At 55.9% G+C, this 21,724-nt stretch carries 20 protein-coding genes; 4 read left to right on the top strand and 16 right to left on the bottom strand.

Features of this window, described 5'->3' with window-relative positions; translation table 11 throughout:
• Positions 1–2 precede the first annotated feature (2 nt).
• On the bottom strand, positions 3–842 hold the full coding sequence (gene cobA, locus RA157_RS08425) for a uroporphyrinogen-III C-methyltransferase (protein WP_350336177.1): 840 nt from the start codon (positions 840–842) through the stop codon (positions 3–5).
• A gap of 172 nt (positions 843–1,014) precedes the next feature.
• On the opposite strand from cobA, the gene RA157_RS08420 reads away from it, so the two are divergent.
• Positions 1,015–2,103 carry a cobalt-precorrin-5B (C(1))-methyltransferase gene (locus tag RA157_RS08420; protein ID WP_350336014.1) on the top strand — a complete coding sequence of 363 codons (1,089 nt, stop codon included), beginning with the start codon at positions 1,015–1,017 and terminating at the stop codon, positions 2,101–2,103.
• The gene (locus tag RA157_RS08415; RefSeq protein ID WP_350336013.1) at positions 2,084–2,824 is read left to right on the top strand and encodes a cobalt-precorrin-6A reductase; all 741 of its coding nucleotides are present in this window, start codon (positions 2,084–2,086) and stop codon (positions 2,822–2,824) included. Before RA157_RS08420 ends, RA157_RS08415 begins: the two co-directional genes overlap by 20 nt.
• Here the strand turns inward: RA157_RS08415 and RA157_RS08410 are convergent.
• The 6 genes from RA157_RS08410 to lepA all read right to left on the bottom strand — a co-directional run bounded on the left by RA157_RS08410 (position 2,819) and on the right by lepA (position 10,444).
• Positions 2,819–3,643: a TrmH family RNA methyltransferase gene (locus tag RA157_RS08410; protein WP_350336012.1), complete on the bottom strand. Its 825-nt coding sequence runs from the start codon at positions 3,641–3,643 to the stop codon at positions 2,819–2,821. The two genes, RA157_RS08415 and RA157_RS08410, sit on opposite strands and share 6 nt — an antisense overlap.
• A complete protein-coding gene (locus tag RA157_RS08405) occupies positions 3,643–4,758 on the bottom strand; it encodes a class I SAM-dependent methyltransferase (RefSeq protein ID WP_350336011.1) in 1,116 nt (371 codons plus the stop codon). Before RA157_RS08405 ends, RA157_RS08410 begins: the two co-directional genes overlap by 1 nt.
• A gap of 89 nt (positions 4,759–4,847) precedes the next feature.
• Positions 4,848–6,788, bottom strand: a complete 1,941-nt coding sequence (gene cysN / locus RA157_RS08400; RefSeq protein WP_350336010.1) for a sulfate adenylyltransferase subunit CysN — start codon at positions 6,786–6,788, stop codon at positions 4,848–4,850.
• The gene (gene cysD / locus RA157_RS08395) at positions 6,788–7,708 is read right to left on the bottom strand and encodes a sulfate adenylyltransferase subunit CysD (RefSeq protein ID WP_350336009.1); all 921 of its coding nucleotides are present in this window, start codon (positions 7,706–7,708) and stop codon (positions 6,788–6,790) included. Before cysD ends, cysN begins: the two co-directional genes overlap by 1 nt.
• 276 nt (positions 7,709–7,984) lie before the next feature.
• Entirely contained in the window at positions 7,985–8,476 is a 492-nt protein-coding gene (locus RA157_RS08390; RefSeq protein WP_350336008.1) for a GNAT family N-acetyltransferase, read from the bottom strand.
• A 162-nt stretch (positions 8,477–8,638) separates the two neighbouring features.
• Positions 8,639–10,444, bottom strand: coding sequence for a translation elongation factor 4 (gene lepA, locus RA157_RS08385; RefSeq protein WP_350336007.1), 1,806 nt, complete (start codon positions 10,442–10,444; stop codon positions 8,639–8,641).
• Positions 10,445–10,582: 138 nt separating this feature from the next.
• On the opposite strand from lepA, the gene RA157_RS08380 reads away from it, so the two are divergent.
• Positions 10,583–11,806: a multidrug effflux MFS transporter gene (locus RA157_RS08380; RefSeq protein WP_350336006.1), complete on the top strand. Its 1,224-nt coding sequence runs from the start codon at positions 10,583–10,585 to the stop codon at positions 11,804–11,806.
• A 21-nt stretch (positions 11,807–11,827) separates the two neighbouring features.
• Here the strand turns inward: RA157_RS08380 and RA157_RS08375 are convergent, their stop codons facing one another.
• The 9 genes from RA157_RS08375 to RA157_RS08335 form a co-directional block, all read right to left on the bottom strand.
• Entirely contained in the window at positions 11,828–12,412 is a 585-nt protein-coding gene (locus RA157_RS08375) for a nucleotidyltransferase family protein (RefSeq protein WP_350336005.1), read from the bottom strand.
• A 63-nt stretch (positions 12,413–12,475) separates the two neighbouring features.
• A complete protein-coding gene (locus tag RA157_RS08370) occupies positions 12,476–12,817 on the bottom strand; it encodes a hypothetical protein (protein ID WP_350336004.1) in 342 nt (113 codons plus the stop codon).
• Positions 12,818–13,064: 247 nt separating this feature from the next.
• Positions 13,065–15,482: a phenylalanine--tRNA ligase subunit beta gene (gene pheT, locus RA157_RS08365; RefSeq protein WP_350336003.1), complete on the bottom strand. Its 2,418-nt coding sequence runs from the start codon at positions 15,480–15,482 to the stop codon at positions 13,065–13,067.
• Positions 15,483–15,498: 16 nt separating this feature from the next.
• The gene (gene pheS / locus RA157_RS08360; RefSeq protein ID WP_350336002.1) at positions 15,499–16,581 is read right to left on the bottom strand and encodes a phenylalanine--tRNA ligase subunit alpha; all 1,083 of its coding nucleotides are present in this window, start codon (positions 16,579–16,581) and stop codon (positions 15,499–15,501) included.
• Between the two features lie 139 nt (positions 16,582–16,720).
• Entirely contained in the window at positions 16,721–17,080 is a 360-nt protein-coding gene (gene rplT, locus RA157_RS08355; RefSeq protein WP_350336001.1) for a 50S ribosomal protein L20, read from the bottom strand.
• A gap of 36 nt (positions 17,081–17,116) precedes the next feature.
• Entirely contained in the window at positions 17,117–17,314 is a 198-nt protein-coding gene (rpmI, locus tag RA157_RS08350) for a 50S ribosomal protein L35 (RefSeq protein ID WP_350336000.1), read from the bottom strand.
• Between the two features lie 328 nt (positions 17,315–17,642).
• Positions 17,643–18,185, bottom strand: coding sequence for a DUF992 domain-containing protein (locus RA157_RS08345; RefSeq protein WP_350335999.1), 543 nt, complete (start codon positions 18,183–18,185; stop codon positions 17,643–17,645).
• 606 nt (positions 18,186–18,791) lie between these two features.
• The gene (gene infC, locus RA157_RS08340; RefSeq protein ID WP_350336176.1) at positions 18,792–19,328 is read right to left on the bottom strand and encodes a translation initiation factor IF-3; all 537 of its coding nucleotides are present in this window, start codon (positions 19,326–19,328) and stop codon (positions 18,792–18,794) included.
• 245 nt (positions 19,329–19,573) lie between these two features.
• Positions 19,574–20,770, bottom strand: a complete 1,197-nt coding sequence (locus RA157_RS08335; protein WP_350335998.1) for a glycosyltransferase family 4 protein — start codon at positions 20,768–20,770, stop codon at positions 19,574–19,576.
• A 137-nt stretch (positions 20,771–20,907) separates the two neighbouring features.
• On the opposite strand from RA157_RS08335, the gene RA157_RS08330 reads away from it, so the two are divergent.
• Positions 20,908–21,705, top strand: a complete 798-nt coding sequence (locus RA157_RS08330; protein WP_350335997.1) for an alpha/beta hydrolase — start codon at positions 20,908–20,910, stop codon at positions 21,703–21,705.
• Positions 21,706–21,724 lie beyond the last annotated feature (19 nt).

Here is a 21,724-nt window from a genome sequence, read left to right as displayed (position 1 = left end):
CCCTAAGCCGTCAGATCTGTGCTGCGGGTTCCAAGCGGATCTGACTGGAGCACACGGCTGCCCATAGCTCCAAGCCAGTCGAGAGATTTTCTCAGATCAACCACACCACCGATCACGACGATGGCAGGAGGAGCCAGGTCATTGTCCCGGATCGCCTGTTCAGCATGTTCCAGAGTGGTTTCAACCACGCGCATTGTGGGGAGTGTTGCGTCGGTGACAATGGCCACCGGTTCGCTCGGGCTTCTGCCACCGGCAATCAGATTATCGCGGATGGTGCCGATATGCTTGATCGCCATATACATGACAATCACGGGAGAACCCTGGGCAAGAGCCGTCCAGTTGATCTTCTGCGGTGATTGTCCGGTCTGATCGTGACCGGTCAGGAAGGTCACGCACTGGTTCACATCCCGATGGGTGACCGGTATGCCAGCATAGGCCAGGCCACCAATACCGGCGGAAATGCCCGGTACAATCCGAAACGGGACATCCGCATCAACCAGGGTCAACGCTTCTTCACCACCACGCCCGAAGACAAAGGGATCACCGCCCTTCAGCCGCAGAACCCTAAGCTTCTGCTGGGCCAGTTCCACAAGGCGCAGGGAAATATCCCGCTGCTTGGGTGATGGCCGCCCACCACGCTTCCCGGCATATTCCAGTTTGCAATCCGGGCGGGCGAGAGACAGAACACTCTCATCAACCAGCGCATCATAGACGATGACATCCGCCTGACGGATGCCATTCATGGCATGCAATGTCAGAAGTCCGGGGTCACCCGGCCCGGCACCCACCAGCCAGACCCAGCCCTGCTCGAATTCAGGCAGGTTGGCAAAGGCCGTATCTATCGGGGCTCTGGTATCTGTCATTGCTGCTGGTCCACTGGTCTGGAACATCTGATCCGGTTCACTTATCGGACCCGTCTGTCCCTGTTTCCTCTGTATTATCTGGATTTCCTGTGCTCGAAAAGCTATTTCATGTACGACATTTACAGGAAATTTGACGACCGGATAAACGAAGATGGCAAAAAAGCCTGAGGGCCCGCTCAAGCGTGGCTGGACAACGGGAGCCTGCGCGACAGCGGCGACGAAAGCCGCTTATCAGGCTCTGTTGACCGGGCAATTTCCTGATCCCGTCACAATCACCCTGCCAAAGGGAGAGACGCCAGCTTTTGCGCTGGCGCGGGAAGACCTGTCAGACGGCTGTGCTGAAGCCGGGGTGATCAAGGATGCGGGTGATGATCCTGATGTGACCCATGGCGCACTGGTTCTCTCCCGCGTGCGCCATGGAGTTGAAGGCAGCGGCGTCACGTTTAAGGCTGGCACCGGTGTCGGCATGGTGACCCGGCCCGGGCTGCCCATTCCACCCGGTGAACCTGCCATCAACCCGGTTCCCCGCAGCCTGATGACCGGGGTGATTGAAAACCTTGCAGAAGAACATGGCCATTCCGGTGATGTGGAGATTGAAATCTCCATTCCAACCGGAGAAAAACTGGCTGAGAAAACCTGGAACCCGCGCCTCGGCATTCTCGGCGGTCTTTCCATTCTCGGCACAACGGGTGTTGTTGTGCCGTTCTCATGCGCAGCCTGGATCCATTCCATCCATCGCGGCATCGATGTGGCCCGCGCCGAAGGCCGTGATCATGTGGCAGGCAGCACCGGCTCCACATCGGAAAAGGCCGTCCAGCAGGCGCTTGACCTGCCTCTGACAGCGCTTCTTGATATGGGTGATTTCGTCGGAGGCATGCTCAAATATCTGCGACAGAACCCGGTGCCCAAGGCAACGATTGCAGGCGGATTTGCCAAACTGTCAAAACTGGCGCAGGGCCATATGGACCTTCACTCAGGCCGTTCTCAGGTGGATTTCGACTGGCTTTCCGGAGTGATCTCGGAAGACGGCCTCGGGGCTAATCTGGCCGAACAGGCCCTTGGAGCCAACACGGCCATGGAAGTGTTGCAGATGGCGGGGGACAGAGCGCCGGACCTTGCCCTCTCCGTGGCCAGGCGCGCACAGACAGAAGCCCGCAGGATACTGAAAGATGCGCCGATATCAGTGGGCATCTTTGTTGTCGACCGGAAGGGGAACTGTCTTGCCCATCTCCCGGCCTGATCATGTGCTCATATTAGGTGGCACACGGGATTCAGCCCATCTGGCTGGTTTACTCACGGAACAGGGCATTCCTGTCACGACCTCTCTGGCCGGGCGGACCCGGTCGGCAAAAGCCCTCGCTGGCCAGGTGCGGGTTGGTGGATTTGGTGGTGTTGACGGGCTGATCGCCTGGATGAAGGACCATGGTGTCAGTCATCTGGTGGACGCAACCCATCCCTTTGCGGCCAAGATCAGCCACAATGCCTATGAAGCCGCACAGAAGGGAAATATTCCTCTCTGTCGTCTCAACCGCCCTGAATGGCAGGCAAGAGATGGGGACGCCTGGCATCATGTGTCAGATCATGACAGCGCGCGCCTTGCGCTTGAGCCCTATAAACGTGTTTTCCTTGCCATTGGTCGTCTGGAACTGGCTGGCTACAGCAACTGCCGGGATCACTGGTTCCTGATGCGAATGATTGATGATCCGGGACCGATTGCCCGACCAGATGGCGAGATCATTCTGTCCCGTCCAGCCAGCGCAGTAGAGGACGAAATCCACCTGATGGACAAGCACCGGGTCGACTGTCTTATCACCAAGAATGCCGGTGGGTCAGCGTCTTATGCCAAAATTGAAGCCGCCCGGCAGCTCGGCCTTCCAGTCATCATGATTGACAGACCATCGCTGCCAGAATGCTTCACCACGGAAAGCGCTGAGGGCGCGTTCGACTGGCTCACATCATAAGCTCAGATGATTCCGGCGGATTTCAAAGGCTGTCACGGCTGTTGCGATGGCCAAATTAAGGCTATCCGCCTTTCCTGCCATAGGAATGAGAATGAGCTTGTCGCAAAGCTCCGCCACATTGTCAGGCAACCCGGATTGCTCATTGCCCATCAGCAGCATGGTGGGCTGTGCATAATCAACCGAGCGATAATCAACAGCACCCTTCAGATGCGTACCGACCAGCTGTCCGGACCAGGATGAACGCCAGGATGAGAATTCCGCCACACTGACCTTCGCCAGCGGCACATGGAAGATTGAGCCCATGGTCGCCCGAACCGCTTCCACGCCGAACGGGTCTGTTGTCTCACCCACCAGAACCACCCCTCTGGCTCCGACAGCATCAGCCGTGCGGATCACCGTGCCGAGGTTCCCGGGGTCTTTGACCCCTTCAAGCGCGATCCAGAGGTCACCGCTTTCTCCAGTCTTCACAGGCAGCTCGGCCCATTGCTGGGTGAAAACACCCACGACCATCTGGGGATTATCCCGACGGGTGATTTTCGACAGAATAGCCTCTGTCACCTCAAGGACAAGACCGCCACCGGACTTGCAGGTCCGCGCCAGTTTTTCCACCAGTGGATGGTCCTTGACTTTGGTGGCGTAGACAAGCGTCCTGATTGGCCAGCCAGCTTCTGCCGCATCGGCCACCAGCTTCATGCCTTCGGTCACAAACAGGCCGTCGGCTTCACGGTTTTTCCGCTGCATCAGGGCGCGGATTTCTTTCACCAGCGGGTTATTGAGACTGGTGATTTCCTTGACGAGACCCGGGCGTTCTTCAGACATCAGCCCTGCCCTCCCTGCCAGCGGCTGAACAGGGATGTGGAGAGATAACGTCCACCGGTTTCCGCCTTCAGCACAAGCTCGCCGGATTCAACCTGGCCGCCTCTGTTTGCCATCACATCCTGCATCAGCATGTCCAGCGCCACAAAGGACGCCCGGATGGAATAGGCCGTAAGGATAAGGAAACTTGCATTCGGGCTCAGAATATCCCGGCAATCGGCAAGGAGATCCGGTAGTCCATCAAACAATTGCCAGACCTCTCCCTTCGGACCACGACCATATTTGGGCGGATCAAGCAGGATGCCGTCATAGGTGTTGCCACGGCGCTTTTCCCGCGCCACAAACTTGACCGCGTCATCACAGATCCAGCGGATCGGAGCTTCGGTCAAACGCGAAAGCTCCTGATTCTCCCGCGCCCAGCCAATCGCCTTTTTGGACGCATCCACATGGGTGACCTGGGCCCCGGCTGCAGCAGCCAGCAGGCTGGCGACACCGGTGTAAGAGAAAAGATTGAGCACCTTCAGCGGGCGGCTGGACTGGCTGACCCGATCAATCATCCAGTCCCAATGGGCGGCCTGCTCGGGAAAGACGCCCACATGGCGGAATGAGGTAAACCGGCCATGGAACCGAATATCCCTGTAGGCCATCGGCCAGGTTTCTCCAAGCGGGGTCTGGTAGCGCCAGCGCCCCGGCCCTTCCTCATCCGTGTTGCCTGAGAAAATTGCATCAGCCTTGTCCCAGTCCGCCTGTGGCAGAAGCGGCTGCCCCATGGCCTGGGGCTCAGGACGTACGATCCGGTAAGGACCATAGCGCTCCAGCTTCTGACCAGCCCCCATATCGACCAGGGCGTAATCATCCCAGGGACGGGTTTCAAGGATGGTGGCAGATACCTGTCGGGCAGTCGCGCTGGCCGTCTCGCGGGATACTTTTGGTGCAGCCCCCTGAGTAGCCCTTTGGGGAGACTTCTGGGCAGGTTTCTGAACGGGCTTGTGGCCACCACGCTCTGCGGCAGCACCTGACGAAGCAGCCTTTGCCTGCGGTTTCCGCTTCTGCATATGGCCGCCGCCTTTGTTGGGGCGACGCTGCCGATCCTGCCTTGGAGGCTTCTGTCCTGCCATACCATCAATCCAAATAAAAAGAGCCATCCCGCCTGATGCGGGATGGCTGTTCATAAAAGTCTTTGCAGACTAACGCAACGGATGAGCGATCAGATCACCCAATCAGAGCTGGACTGGCTCTCATAAGCCCCGCTGAGATAACCTTTGCTTTCGAGATAATTGAACACCTGCTCGGCAAGCTCTTCAGGAGAATATCGACCTGCCTTCAGAACAATTTCAGCGTTTGTCGGGGCTTCATAAGGTGCATCAATACCCGTGAAGTTCTTGATCTCACCGCGATCAGCCTTGGCATACAATCCCTTTGGATCGCGCTTGCGACACTCCTCAATCGGCGTATCAACAAAGATCTCGACAAATTCCCCATCTTCCAGAAGATCACGCGCCAGCTGGCGCTCTGACCGGAAGGGAGAGATGAACGAGACCAGCGTGATCAGTCCGGCTTCCGAGAACAGCTTGGCAACCTCACCAACACGACGGATATTCTCCACCCGGTCCGCATCATTGAAGCCGAGGTCGCGGTTGAGGCCATGGCGCACATTGTCTCCATCCAGAAGCATGGTGTGGCGACCAAGGTTGAGCAGCCTCTTCTCAATGAGATTGGCGACTGTGGACTTTCCGGAGCCGCTGAGACCGGTGAACCAGAGCACAGCCGGTTTCTGAAGTTTCAGATTGGCACGGGACTGCTTGTTCACATCCAGCGCCTGCCAGTGGATGTTTGACGCGCGACGGAGCGCACCCCAGATCATGCCAGCTCCGACCGTCTGGTTGCTGTACCGGTCAACCAGAATGAAAGAGCCTGTCTGATGGTTGATCTCATAGGGGTCAAAAGCAACCGGCTCTGACAGTGAGAAGGAACAGAACGCAATCTCGTTCAGCTCAAGGGTCTTGGCTGCCAGATGCTGGAATGTGTTCACATCCACCTTGTGGGTGATCTCCGTGATCGTGGCAGTGACCGTTTTACGTCCCACTTTCAGAAGGTAAGGACGACCGGCAAGCATGCTGTCTTCCCCCATCCAGATCAGATGAGCGGAGAACTGATCCGTGACTTCCGGGCGATCCGTCGGATCAGCCAGAACGTCACCACGGCTGATGTCAATCTCATCGGCCAGCGTCAGTGTCACCGCATCTCCGGCGGACGCTTCGGTCAGGTCACCATCCATCGTGACAATCCGCTCGACCCGGGAGGTCCGGCCTGACTTGGCCACGGCGACTTCGTCACCCGGACGAATGACACCGCCTGCAATGGTCCCGGCGAACCCGCGAAAATCAAGGTTGGGACGGTTTACCCACTGCACCGGCATGCGGAAGGCACCTGCCTGCCGGTCTGTCTCGACATCAACCGTTTCCAGATGGTCAATCAGGGTCGGGCCTGCATACCACGGCATCTTGTCCGAACGTATCGTAACGTTGTCACCCAGTTTGGCGGACATCGGAATCGCCTGGAAAGTGGCAAAGTCAAAGCCGGAACTGAAGCTCTGGTATTCTTCCAGAATCTCGTTGAAACGCTCTTCTGAATAGTCAACCAGATCAATCTTGTTCACCGCCAGAACCACATGCTGGACACCCAGCAATGACGCGATAAAGGAGTGACGACGGGTCTGCTGCAGAACACCTTTGCGCGCATCAATCAGGATCACGGCCAAATCAGCAGACGATGCCCCGGTCGCCATATTCCGGGTATACTGTTCGTGGCCCGGCGTATCAGCCACAATGAACTTGCGACGATCTGTTGTGAAAAAGCGGTATGCCACATCAATGGTGATACCCTGCTCACGTTCGGCTTCAAGGCCATCCACCAGCAATGAGAAGTCGATATCACCGCCCGCTGAGCTGCGCTTTTTGGAATCCCGCTCAAGGGTGGCAAGCTGATCTTCAAACAGCAGTTTGGAATCATAGAGAAGGCGACCGATCAACGTGGATTTTCCATCATCCACACTGCCGCATGTGAGAAAGCGCAACAGTGACTTGTCGCTCTGTGCTTCAAGATACTCTGAAATTGTATCCTGTCTGGTCTGGGCAGCCTGTGTCATCAGAAGTACCCCTCACGCTTTTTCTTTTCCATGGATGCATTGTCGTCGTGGTCGATCAGGCGACCGGCCCGCTCTGATGTGCGGGCAATCAACATTTCGCCGACAATGGATTCAAGATCTGCTGCATCCGATTCAAACGCGCTTGTAAGCGGATAGCAGCCAAGGGTCCGGAACCGAACCAGACGCTGCTGAGGCTCTTCACCCTCATTCAGCTTGAAGCGTTCATCATCCACCATAATCCACTGTCCATCGCGCTCAACGACCGGACGCTCTGCCGCATAATAGAGCGGTACAATCGGGATGTTCTCAGACAGGATATACTGCCAGATATCCAGCTCGGTCCAGTTGGACAGCGGGAAGACGCGAATGGATTCGCCCTGCTTGACCCGGGTGTTGTAGGTGGACCAAAGCTCCGGCCGCTGGTTTTTCGGGTCCCAGCCATGGGTTGATGTTCTGAATGAAAAAACACGCTCTTTCGCGCGGGATTTTTCTTCATCACGCCGGGCACCACCGAAAGCCGCATCAAAGCCGTGCTCATTCAGAGCCTGCTTCAGTGCCTCAGTCTTCATGATATGGGTATAGAAACTGGATCCGTGGTCAAACGGATTGACATTGTCACGCTTGCCATCGGGATTGGTATGAACGATCAGCTCCATCCCGGCTTCTTTTGCCATACGATCACGGAAGCTGATCATTTCCCTGAACTTCCAGGTCGTGTCCACATGCAAAAGCGGGAAGGGAGGCGGTGCAGGATAGAATGCTTTCCGCGCCAGATGAAGCATGACGGACGAATCCTTGCCGATTGAATACAGCATAACCGGCTTCTTGAATTCGGACGCGACTTCACGAATGATATCAATGGATTCCGCTTCCAGGCGGCGAAGGTGATCGTGACGGGCAGACACCTGAGACCCTTTCATCTGTCAAATGGTCAGAACGCTCCGGTCGCAAACCGACCTGTCCTGACACATTGAAATTATTGCGCGAACTCTACAGCCAGCGCCGGAGAGCGGAAAGAACGCCAATTACCGATTTTACAGCGCAATAGGAAAATATGCCTTTCGCAGACGCGTATCAGGCAAAACCAGTCTACGCAACCAGTTTTTAGTCATCTATGGGGCCAGCAAGAACGACCATGGTCGCCGTGCCAGTTGCAACCATGACACCCATTAATGGCTTTCAAACTCAGTTCGCTGTTATCCTGCCTGAATCAAGGCTTCGAAGGCCTCGTCAGTCAGCATATGCGTATGTTCATCCGGCTGCTCGGTAAAGCCGAGCTTTTCATAAAAACCTCTGGCGGTCGTATTTTCCGTATCCACATTCAGGCGCAAATGGGTACATCCATCTGCCAGCCCAAACCGGATAACCTGTGCCAGCAGCGCACGCCCGACACCCAGTCCACGCACCTTATCGCTGACATAGATATCCTGAACGGCCACGCCCGGCTCACCGCGCCAGGTGGAGAACCGGTAAATGAATGTGCAGAAGCCCACCGGCTCGCCATACAGCTCAGCGAAAAATGTCGCAAAAGCCGGTCTGTCACCAAAGCCGTATTTCCGCAGGGATTCAGGTGTGGCAGTGACTTTGTGGCGATTGCCCGTATGATCAGCCAGCGTCAGCAACATGTCATGCAGAGCCTCGGCGTCGGACGCTCCAGCCAGTCGAATGCTGATATCATTCAAAGTCATAAAAACTCCATTGCACCATTACGTTTATGCATCAAAGCTTCCGCCCTGATGCAGTGGCGCTCCCCTCCGGATCAAAATGTGAGAGGGTTTTAACAGGAGTTTCCTGATTTGGCGAGACCATGTGCCCGGCTAAGCCCGGCTAAGATGGACAACAGATGAGGATCAGTCGTCCATCTTCAGTGCATGAATGAAGGCATCCTGCGGAATCTCGACCTTGCCGAACTGCCGCATTTTCTTTTTGCCCTCTTTCTGCTTCTCCAGAAGCTTCCGCTTACGGGTCGCATCACCGCCATAACACTTGGCGGTCACATCTTTCCGCAGCGCTGCGATGGTCTCACGCGCAATCACCTTGGCGCCAATAGCAGCCTGGATCGGAATCTTGAACAGATGGCGCGGGATCAGTTCCTTGAGCTTCTCGCACATGGCCCGGCCGCGACGTTCAGCCTGGCTGCGATGCACGAGCACCGACAGAGCATCCACCGGCTCAGCATTCACGAGAATCTGCATCTTGACCAGATCACCGGCCCGATAGTCCGAAATCTGATAGTCAAAGGATGCGTAGCCCTTGGAGATGGATTTCAGCCGGTCGTAGAAATCAAACACCACCTCGTTCAGCGGCAGATCATACTGGACCATGGCGCGGGAACCCACATAGGACAGATCGGTCTGAATGCCCCGACGCTCCTGACACAGCTTCAGGATACCACCAAGATAATCATCAGGCGTCATGATGCTGGCCTTGATCCAGGGCTCACGCACTTCCGAGATCTTGACCACGTCGGGCATATCTGCCGGGTTATGTAGCTCAATTTCCGTGCCATCTGTCATGGTCATCTCATAGACAACCGACGGAGCTGTCGCGATCAGATCCAGATTGAATTCACGGGACAGGCGTTCCTGAATAATTTCCAGGTGCAGGAGCCCGAGGAAACCACAACGGAAACCAAATCCGAGCGCTGCCGAGCTTTCCATCTCGAACGAGAAGCTCGCATCATTCAGACGCAGTTTGCCCATGGCGGCACGCAGATCATCAAAATCAGCCGCATCAACCGGGAACAGACCACAGAACACAACCGGCTGAGCAGGCTTGAAGCCCGGCAGGGCTTCTGCACAAGGCTTCTTGTCCTCGGTTATCGTGTCACCGACACGGGTATCCGCCACTTCCTTGATGGACGCGGTGAAGACACCAATCTCGCCCGGCTCCAGCTTGTCAGTCAGAATCAGTTTGGGTGTCATCACACCAACGCGTTCGAGATGATATGTGGCACCGGTGCCCATCATCTTGATCTGCTGGCCTTTCTTCAGAGTGCCGTCGATCACCCGCACCAGAACCACGACGCCAAGATAGGTGTCATACCAGCTGTCCACCAGCATGGCTTTCAACGGTGCTGAGCGGTCACCTTCCGGCGCAGGCAGGCGCTGGACAATTGCCTCCAGAACATCCTCGATCCCGAGACCTGTCTTGGCTGAAATCATCACGGAATCAGACGCATCCAGACCAATCACATCCTCGATCTGAGCCTTGATCCGGTCCGGCTCCGCTGCAGGCAGGTCGATCTTGTTGAGAACAGAGACGATCTCATGATCATTGTCGATAGCCTGATACACATTGGCCAGCGTCTGGGCTTCCACGCCCTGACTGGCGTCAACCACCAGAAGCGAACCTTCACAGGCAGACAGGGACCGGCTGACTTCATAGGCGAAATCCACGTGGCCTGGCGTGTCGATCAGGTTCAGAGTGTATTTCTCACCATCCTGCGCCTGATAAATCAGCCGCACGGTCTGGGCCTTGATGGTAATGCCGCGTTCCCGCTCGATATCCATCGAATCGAGAATCTGATCCTTCATTTCGCGCTCGGTCAGGGATCCGGTGCTCTGGATCAACCGGTCGGCAAGGGTCGACTTGCCGTGATCGATATGCGCGACAATGGAAAAATTGCGAATGTGATTTAGCGTTTCTGTGCTCATGAGGGCGCTTATAGCCTTGCTTTCTTCACTCGGAAAGCGGTTTTTCTCAAGTTTGCAGGCGGAGCGAAATTTTGCTGTCACCGCGCCTGCTTTCCCGCTAGGAATGCAACGAGTATATGTGCGTTAGGGGGCCATTTCATGTCTGATCAACCGGCTGGCGACAAAGGCAGGGTCGGCCCTGGTTTTGCCGAGACTGTTAGCCTGCTCGCCCTGCTCACGTCCCTTGTCGCTCTGTCGATTGATGCCATGCTGCCAGCCCTGCAGGAGATCGGGCAGGATCTGGGTACAAAAGACCCAAACGATAACCAGTTGATTGTGATCGTACTGTTTCTCGGCATGGCTATCGGACAAATCCTCTATGGGCCACTGTCGGACAGCTTTGGCCGCAAGCGCCCCATCTATGCCGGACTGGGCATCTTCATGCTGGGCAGCCTGCTGTCCTTTATTTCCTGGGATTTCCAATCCATGCTGCTTGGCCGGTTCCTGCAGGGTCTGGGAGCTGCAGGGCCCCGCATTGTTGCCATTGCGCTGGTCCGTGACCAGTATGAAGGTCGCGCCATGGCCCGGCTGATGTCCTTTGTGATGGCTGTCTTCATCCTTGTCCCCGCAATCGCACCAGCCCTCGGGCAGGGCATTCTGCTGTTTGCCGACTGGCGGGCAATTTTTCTCAGCTTTGTCTGCCTGGCAATGGTCGTCACAGTCTGGTTTTTCCTGCGCCAGGATGAAACGCTCGCGCAAGACAAACGCCTTCCTTTCTCGCTCAGCCACCTTGTTGCAGGACTGCGCGACTGCCTGAGCAACCGCGTTGCCGTGGGCTATATCCTGGCAGCCGGGTTCGTTTTCGGCGCCTTTATCGGCTACCTCTCGACCGCCCAGCAGATCTTTCAGCAGCAATATGAACTGGGTGAGAAATTCCCGCTGTTTTTCGCAGTGCTGGCTCTGGCTATCGGGGCAGCCTCTCTGGTCAATGCCAGACTGGTGATGAAACTGGGCATGCGATACCTGTCCATGCGCGCCGTCATCAGCATGATCGTTCTGAGTACGGCCTTCACAGTCTATGCTGCCCTTCATGGCGATACACCGCCACTCTGGATCTATATGCTGTTCTTCTCGGTCGTGTTCTTCTGCATCGGCCTTCTGTTTGGAAACTTCAATGCTCTGGCCATGGAGCCGCTTGGACATATTGCCGGGCTGGCATCTGCAGTTATCGGTTCCCTGACAACCTTCATATCCCTTGGTCTCGGCATGGTCATCGGCCAGGCCTATGATGGAACCGTCGTGCCATTGGTCGCAGGTTTTGCCATCCTCAGCTGCGCAGCACTGGCCGCCATGGTCTGGGCGGACCGCACCGCCAGCCGCTAAGCAAGGTTCCATCCGGGCGCATCAAGACCAGGGGTGAATTGTCAGTTCAGGCCAGGTCTCTTTCATCCGCCTGGCTTTCTCATCATATTGGCCCGCATCCGTCCGCAGCCTGTTAGGACGTATGATCATGGAAAAGATATCCTCAAGGCCAAAGGGAGCGGCAATATCAAGACGGTCATCCCGCTCCAGCCTGACAGCAACCGCATGGGTTGGTGAGAGATAGCGGATCAGGCTTTCATCCGTCGACGCGAGTGGAGGATAAGGCCGACCAAATCGCTGTTCAAACCAGAGATGGACCCTGGCCTGATTCCGCAGTTCCACAAGAGGAGCAAGATCGCTCATGTCTCTGGACAGCTTACGGATCCGCATGTCTTCCGCTTCATAGCTCAAATCATCAGCATCAAAATAGGCGACGTCATAATCTCTGATGCCGAAGCCCCGAGGTCTGTCGGTCAGCACATTCCAGACCGTCTGATAGACGGCTCCCGAGACGAGCCGCCAGTCCGGAAGGTCAGCGTCACGGCAGGTTCGAAGGATTCTCATCAAGACCGGGTCAGCCAGAACAATCTCTGTCAGCCTGCGATCAAGACTCTCCCGCTCCGACATTTGTGCAAGCCCCCGGCCATGGTTACACGACGAGGTTCGCCTGAACCCTAGAGTGGATGTATTCTAGAACTGGTTTCCCGACATGACCTGACCATCCCATTCATCTCCATCGGCGAAGAGCCAAGTCAGAGTGACGGGCTGGTTGGCCAGGTCACCCTTGATCTGATAACAGGACCAGACATTGGATGGTGGCCATTTCGAGCAATACTGATTGTCCCGCACTTCCCAGCGACCGGTCTGGACCGCCGCGCCGCCCTCGCGATACTGCGTACGACCGCTTTCGGCGAAATACTGGGACCAGGGCGTTCCGTTCGGGCGCGTCCCCTTTACCGTATTGCCACGCAGGGCTCTGTCGATTGTCGGGCCATCGAGAAAAGCCGTCTCGGCATGAGATGGTAAAATCAATAATAAAAACAAGGCGCTCAATACGCCGGATCGCCATAAGGGCATCGTCTGGTTCTCTCCCCAAATCAGCCAGAAAAGGCCTGCCGAACATCCCCCCTGTCCCCGGATGTCCGATAGAGAAATATGTACCAGAAGCTGTATCAATTAACCATGTCAATTTTTCCAAATCGCAGATACGAGCAAAAAAGGCGCTGCCCGAAGACAGCGCCCTTTTGTTTTCTAACACCGGAAACCAGCAGGATTTCGCTTATCCTCTGAGGGTTCCCTTTGTCGCCTTTTCCACAGCTGCGACGATTTTGCTGCCAACAGCTTCAATCTCCACATCTGTCAGTGTCTTGTCTTTCGGTTGCAGCATCACCTCGATGGCGACAGATTTGCGCCCTTCTGCCATGTGCTCACCGGCATAGACATCGAAAACAGACGCATTCGTAATCAGTTTCTTGTCTGCACTCATGGCGGCACGCATGATGCTCTGTGCGGACACGTCCTTGTCCACCTCGAAAGCGAAGTCACGCTTCACGGCCATCAGATCAGACAGAACCAGCGCCGGTTTTGTCCGGGTGGCCTTTGCTTTTGGCTGCGGAATGGCATCAAGAACAATCTCAAAGCCGCAGACCGGCCCATCCACGTCCATCAGTTCCAGCGTGGATGGATGCAGTTCGCCAAACCATCCGATGTGATTTTTCGGCCCCAGCTGAATCCGTCCGGACCGGCCAGGATGGAAAATACCCGGAGCTTCTGCCACAATCTGAAGCTTGGAAGTTTCCATACCCAGCGCTTCAAGAACGGCAAAGGCATCCGCCTTGGCGTCAAAGACAGAAACGCTGGCACTGTTCCCGGCCCAATCGCGACCTGAGCCCGTCAGAACAGCAGTGTTCTTGCGAATGCCGGTTGCGACAGTCTTCTGATCGTCAGGCTGATCACCGTGGAAGACCTGCCCCACCTCGAACAGGGCGCTGTCCGTCACACCGCGGTCTGCATTGCGCTGGGCTGCAGCCAGGAGACCGGCAAACAGGCTCGGGCGCATGTCAGACAGGTCAGACGAAATCGGGTTGGCCAGCTGAAGAGCCTTGTCACCACCGCCGAAATGTTTCGCCTGTTCTTCAGAAATGAAGGACCATGTGACCGCTTCCACCATGCCACGGGCCGCAAGAGCCCGGCGGGCGCGGTTTTTCCGAATCTGCCCTGTGGTCAGGATTTTCTGGCCAACGGTGCCAATGCGCGGCAAAGGCTGAAGCGGCACGCGGTCAACACCTACGATCCGCATCACTTCTTCCACCAGATCGGCCTTGCCATACACATCCGGCCGGAAGGATGGCACAGCCACCTTCACAACGTCACTAGCACCGGACATCCAGAAGCCAAGGCGTTTGAGGATAGCCTTGATTTCCACCAGCGGCACATCAAGACCCGTCAGGCGCTTCACTTCCGTCAGCGGAAATTCGATGATCCTGTCTGTGGTCGGCACTTCACCAGCCAGAACCGGCTCAGATGCTTCTCCGCCGCACAGATCCAGCACCATCTGTGTTGCGAGATCCGCACCCGGAATAACGCTTTCCGGATCAACCGTCCGCTCGAAACGATAGCGCGCATCAGAATTGATCCCCGCTTTCCGACCCGTGGTCGCTGTGCGGATCGGATCAAACCAGGCGCATTCGATGAAGACGTTGACGGTCTCGTTGGTCGAGCCGCTCTCCTCGCCTCCCATAATGCCGCCAAAGCCGAGTACAGATGTATCATCGGCGATGACACACATGGTTTCATCAACGGCATAATCCTTGCCATCCAGCGCAAGGAAGCTTTCTCCCTCGCGTCCAAGACGAGCCTGGATGTTGCCGTTCAGCTTGTCCGCATCATAGACATGGAGCGGACGTCCACGGTCGTAGGAAACGTAGTTGGTGATATCCACCAGAGCATTGATCGGGCGGAGACCGATGGCCCGCAGGCGGTCCTGCATCCATTTCGGGCTTGGACCGTTCTTGACGCCACGCACATAGCGACCGGCAAAGACCGGGCAGGCATTCGCCGTCTCGGCATCAAAGTTCAAATGCACATCAACCGGGCTTTTGAAGGATCCGGCGACCGGCTTTGGCGTATTTTCCTTTAACTCGCCAAGACCGGCTGCTGCCAGATCACGGGCAACCCCGTAAACGCCAAGGCAATCGCCACGGTTCGGCGTGATTGCAATGTCGATAATCGGATCATCCAGCCCGAGAACCGGCGCGAATGGTTCTCCGATGGGCGCATCTTCCGGCAGTTCAATAATGCCGTCATGCTCATCCGAGAGGCCCATTTCACGCTCGGAGCACATCATGCCGTTCGAATCGACATCACGGATGCTGGTCGGGCGCAGGACCATGCCGTTCGCGGGAATAGTGGACCCGTTCTGGGCCAGAACCACCTTGATGCCCGCACGGGCATTGGGAGCACCACAGACGATCTGCAGCACTTCAGAACCGGTGTTCACCTTACAGACGCGGAGGCGGTCCGCATTCGGGTGCTGTTCAGCCTCTTCAACATAGGCCACCGTGAAAGCGGCCAGTTCCCTGGCGCGATCAACGACTTCCTCAACCTCAAGGCCAATGACTGTGAGCTTTTCAAGGATCTCGTCCAGCGACGCGTCGGTGTCGAGATATTCCTTCAGCCAGGACAGTGTGAATTTCATGTCTCTCTCCCCCGACCTATGCGCTCAGACCGCCGAACAGCGTCGGCAGGTCAAGCGGGCGGAAGCCGTAATGGTTCAGCCAGCGGGTATCCGCATTGAAGAAGGCGCGCAGATCCGGCATGCCATATTTCAGCATGGCGATCCGGTCGATGCCTATGCCCCAGGCAAAGCCCTGCACCTCATCAGGGTCGAGGCCGCAATTGCGCAGCACATTCGGGTGCACCATGCCGCAGCCGAGGATTTCCAGCCAGTCATCCCCTTCGCCGATACGCAGCTCGTTGCCAACCCGCTCGCAGCGGATATCCACTTCCATGCTGGGTTCAGTGAACGGGAAATGCGAGGCGCGGAAGCGCATTTCAACAGATTCAACCTCAAAGAAGGTCTTGCAGAATTCCTGCAGGGTCCATTTCAGATTGCCAAGATTGGCTTCCTTATCAATCACCAGACCTTCCACCTGATGGAACATCGGTGTGTGGGTCTGATCAGAGTCGCAACGATAGGTCCGGCCCGGGCAGATAACGCGGATCGGTGGTGTCACCGACTGCATGGTGCGGATCTGAACCGGTGATGTATGGGTTCTGAGAACCATACGGGAGCCGTCTTCCTTCTCGTTGAAATAGAAGGTGTCATGTTCCTGACGGGCCGGATGCTCATCAGGGATGTTAAGGGCCGTGAAATTGTAGAAATCCGTCTCGATATCCGGCCCTTCAGCAATGGAGAAGCCCATATCGGCAAAGATGGCCGTCAGCTCATCCATCACCTGACTGATCGGATGGACCCGACCACGGTCAGCGGGACCGGAACGGACCGGCTGAGTGATGTCGACCGTCTCGGCCTTCAATCGTGCATCAAGGGCTGCTGCCTTCAGCACATCCTTGCGGGCCGCAATCGCATCACCAACACGGGTCTTCAGGCCGTTCAAAGCCGGGCCTGCCTCTTTCCGCTCCTCCGGCGTCATCTTGCCAAGCGACTTCATCTTTTCAGAGATGGAGCCCTTCTTGCCGAGGGTTTCAATGCGGATCTCTTCAAGAGCCGCCTCACTCTCGGCAGCCTCAAGGCGCGCGAGAATATCTGTTTCAAGCTGTTCTAGGTCCAACATGGAAGGTCTATCAGATTTCCGGGATGTGAATTTGATATGGGTTTTAGCAGAATTTGCCGGGCAATCCAGTGGGGCAAAGCAACAAAAAACCCGCGAACCGTAAGGCCGCGGGTTTTCTGAAACTCTGCTGCTTCGATAATTATGCAGCAATCGCGCCCTTGGCCTTTTCAACCAGGGCTGCAAATGCGTCCGGCTGGTGAATGGCCAGATCGGACAGAACCTTACGGTCTACTTCAACACCGGACTTGGACAGACCGTCGATGAAGCGGTTATAGGTCAGGCCGTGCTCGCGGACAGCAGCGTTGATACGCTGGATCCACAGCGCGCGGAAGCTGCGCTTGCGAGCCTTACGGTCGCGATATGCGTACTGGCCGGCTTTTTCAACCGCCTGTTTGGCAACGCGAATGGTGCTCTTGCGGCGGCCATAATAACCTTTGGCGGCCTTCAGAACTTTTTTGTGGCGAGCGTGCGCGGTGACGCCTCTTTTCACACGTGACATGGAACAAATCCTTCCGAACTAGAAAAAAGCCGCGGCTCAGCCGTACGGCATGAACTTCTTGACGATACGCTCATCGGCATCACACAGAACAGTGGTGCCACGCGCATTACGGATGAATTTGTTCGTACGCTTGATCATGCCATGGCGTTTGCCAGCCTGAGCCACACGAACCTTGCCAGTGCCGGTCAGCTTGAAACGCTTCTTGACGCCGGACTTTGTTTTCAGCTTGGGCATTTTGCTCTTACTCCTTGATTGAGCGAATTCAAGCAGCCACGGCATGCCCTGAAAACCGGACACACATCTGAAGATGTGACGAGAGACCTGATGTTTTGAAGCATCCAGTCCTGTCCGACCGACTACCATGACACACGAGTGAACCATGGCCGCCTTGAGCCGGGCCGCTTGAGACCGAGGGGTTATAGTCGGCTTGGCGGCGAAGTGCAACCTTGAAAATCACAGAAAAGCGGCGGAATCGCCTCTCTTCCACCGCCAGGGTAAAGACTCATTGCTCACACCCATTCTGTTCAGGACTGCCTGTGGGATAAACTATAGCCAACTCAGATCAATTGATGCTGGTCAGCGTGATTGCACCAAGGCCGCCGGCGACATTAAGGCCAACCGTGCCGGACACACTCACCGGAACCAGATTGATCGACCGCTCGAAACTGCCCATCAACACATTGGCCCCGGCTCCAATCCCGGCAGAGGCTTCTGCAGAGACACCCAGATAAGTCCCGTCAAGCCCGCTGGCAGGCACATCATAGGCCGGAGCCAGAACAGCCCAGGCCAGAACACCGCCAGCCGTATAGCCGACATCTGCGCCGACCTTGACAATCCGACCGCTGTATTCCGCCCCGTCCAGAGCCGCATTCTGCGCATCGAAGGTGCACGCCAGATCCTTTGATGACCCGATCAGATAACCGAACCCGCCCTCACTTTCACAGACCAGAACACCGACTTTGACATAAGCCTCAGCATCCTGTTCTGCATGACTGCCCCGCACCTCCGGAAGAACGGGTTCAGATGGCAGGTCAGCAGCCTGAACCACTCCAACAGATGCCATGATCAAAGCGGCGGTCGGGATAAGATATTTGCCAAATGTCATTTTGATTATGTCCACTCCAGTTCACCTGACGCAATTGCGTCTGTTTCAGTCTCCTGGACAGGGTTCTGAACTCCAATCCGGTCAGAAAGACGGTAAGGCTGTGGTCATATTGTGACTTTGAAAAGGCATTTACGGTAAGAATTTTTCTTATTTTGCAGCATTTTATGCCTATATTCGAAAAATTGAATAAATTTACATTCCTAGTGCATTTGCATCATGCGCAGGTCGAACAGGACGGATAAGTTGTTTGTGGTATCGGAGCTATCCCAGTACCACCAACTGCATGAACTGTTTCACCATTTTGTTCACCGGCCGAAAGGCCGGTTTTTTTTGCCTTCACTTCACGGCCGACGAGCCAGACCGTTGGCGCATAAATAGGATGCTTTTGGCAACAGCTCTTGCCCGGATGAAAGACACAAAAAAGGCGGAGCCTGATGCCCCGCCCATATAATCCTGAGATCTACAGCGTGCTTCTGAAAAGTTGATAGACTTTTCGGATAAAAGCTCGCGCAGAAACAAACTCTTAAAGTACCGCCGCCGATTCAGGTTAAAGGTCTTGCGCTTTAAGAGAATGCTTTTCGAAAGCCTACAAGCGCTTCGCCCAAATCACTTCGGTGCCAGCACCATGATCATCTGACGGCCTTCAAGCTTCGGCTCTGCTTCAACCTTTGCCACTTCCGTGGTTTCGGCTTTCACACGCTTCAGCAGTTCCATGCCCAGTTCCTGGTGCGCCATTTCGCGACCACGGAAGCGCAATGTCACCTTGACCTTGTCGCCATTGTCGAAGAAGCGCTGCATGTTCCGCATCTTCACCTCATAATCATGGGTGTCGATGTTCGGGCGCATCTTGATTTCCTTGATCTCGACCACTTTCTGCTTCTTACGGGCTTCAGCGGCTTTCTTCTGTGCCTGGTACTTGTACCGGCCATAATCAAGGATTTTACAGACTGGAGGTTCCTGGTTAGGAGAGATTTCCACCAGATCGAGGCCCGCTTCTTCGGCCTGACGCAGGGCTTCCTGCGTATCAATGACACCAACATTGGTGCCTTCTGCATCGATCAGTTGAACTTCAGGAACACGGATATCCCGGTTTGTACGAGGACCTTCCTTCTTCTGAGGCTGAGCTCTAAATGGGCGGCGAATGGTCTTAGTCTCCTATATTGACTGACATCATAGTGAATGGCTCTAAGCGGCGCAGACAAGCCCTCCCAAACCGGAGGTCTTTGCACAGGCTGGCGCAGGTTTAGAACACGATCAAATCATCCATTGCAAAACATGCCGCGATCCTTGAATCCGGCTTTGGTGCAAGAATCCTGCGAAAGCGCCCATAAGTCAACGTCGAATCGTTCTGCAAGGTTGATTTTGCACCCAAATAGTAAGGCGCGTTTCTAGGTAATGCCCTCATCAACTCCGAGAAGCCGATCATAAATGGCCAAAGTCTTGTCACACATGGCCTTGAGGGAGAAGTTCTCTACCACATGCCGCCTGCCTCGATGGCCGATCTGATGCTGTTCTGCCGGGCTCATGGCAAACACATCCGACAAGGCTCCCGCAATTGCATCTGGGTCATCCGGGGCGATGCGCCAGCCGGTCCGCTCGTCGCTCGAGACAGCCGGCACAGACAACACAGTTTCAGGCACGGCCCCAAGATCCGTCACGATTACCGGCTTCTCGAGGGCCTGGGCTTCTGCCGCAGCACGGCCGAAGGTCTCGGCTTCGATTGAGGCAACAACAACCACACTGGACAAGGCAATCGCGGCTTCAGGATCATCACAATGTCCAACGAGCCGAACGCGCCCTTCAAGACCAAGTTCTTTTATCCGCTCTTCCAGAGACTGCCTGTAGGACTCACGCCCCTGATCACCTCCGGCGATAATCACCACCGCATTGTCCGGCAGTCGCGCGGCTTTGTCAGCACTCAAGCGGGCCACTGCGTCAATCAGCACACCCTGGCCTTTCCAACGGGTCAGGCGCCCAAGATTGAGAATCACCGGTTGGTCCGGTGAGACGCCCCATGCCTGCTGCAGCGCCGAGATCCGAGACGGCTCGACGGCTGCCATGCTGAACTGATCAATATCCACACCACGGTGTATGATTGTGGTTCTGCCATGGGCACGGGGATGTTTGCTCCGCACCATGTGATCGGTAAAGGCTGAATTGGTAATCACCGCATCGGCCCGGGCCATGACCGAATTATAGAGACCCTTTATCCAGCTCTTCTGATTGAGCTTGCCGTGACAGGTGGTCACAAAGGGAACCCCTGTCAGACGCGCGGCCAGCAAGGCTGACCAGGCCGGCGCACGGCTGCGGGCATGAATGAGATCAACGCCCCGTTCCCTGATCAGACCCGCAAGACGAAACCCGTTTGCCAGAATAATCAGCGGGTTTTTGCTGGCAGCAGCCATACCAATCCATTCGCCACCATTTTTCTCAAGCGGCTCGATCAACCGTCCCGGCTCACAGACCACCAGAGATTTCCAGCCTCGGGCGACAAGAGCGTTCGAGATATCAACGGTCGTCCGCTCGGCTCCGCCTGTATCCAGCGCCGGAATAATTTGAAGAATGGTCTTGGCCGAAGAGGACATGGTCTTTCTTTCACACAAGCCGGAAGCGATAATGCCAGTGTCGAATCGACATCATAGAGCGTTCAGCTGAGATCAACGATCAGCCGGTATAAGCCAAGGCGAGGATCGGCGCAAACCAACAGTTCGGCAGGGATTGCATGACAGAGGCAACATATATCGAGGTCGGCCCGGAGAATGATCAGCGCCGCATTGCGGTCCGTCACAGAAGCGGCAGCAGACCCGGCCTGGTCTGGCTCGGCGGGTTCAAGTCGGACATGGACGGCACCAAGGCCATTGCGCTTGATGACTGGGCCGGGGCCAATGGCCTGTCCTGTACCCGGTTCGACTATTCCGGCCATGGTCTCTCAAGCGGTGATTTTGCCGATGGAACCATTTCAAAATGGGCCGAGGAATCCCAGGCGGTGCTGGATCGTGTCACGGAAGGGCCTCAGATCCTGATCGGCTCTTCCATGGGTGGATGGATGTCCCTGCTGCTGGCCAAGCGTCATCTTGAGAGTGTCGGCAAGGATCAGTCCCGCATTGCCGGAATGGTTCTGATAGCCCCCGCCGCTGATTTCACGGAACGGCTGATGTGGGCTAATTTCCCCGAGGCTGTTCGTCAGGATATTCTGACCAAAGGCCGCTTCGAGAAACCATCCGAATATTCCGATGAACCCTATATCATCACCCGCGATCTGATTGAGGATGGCCGCGACAATCTGCTGATGGACGCACCGATTGAAACCGGTTGTCCGGTTCATATTCTGCAGGGGATGCGAGATGAAGATGTGCCCTGGCAGCATGCGGAGGCAACATTTGAACTTATGACCAGCGATGATGCCCTGATGACCCTGGTCAAGGATGGCGACCATCGGCTGTCCCGCGAGCAGGATATTGCTCTCATCCTTAAATCTGTTGAAGCGATGGCAAACCAGATCAGAGACAGGGCTGATTAAACACAATCGGCGGAGCCTG

This window comes from Coralliovum pocilloporae, assembly GCF_030845175.1.
In the GTDB taxonomy this organism is placed as follows: Bacteria; Pseudomonadota; Alphaproteobacteria; order Rhizobiales; family Cohaesibacteraceae; genus Coralliovum; species Coralliovum pocilloporae.
Note: the sequence above shows the minus strand (reverse complement) of the source record. Positions and strands in the feature narration are given on the sequence as shown.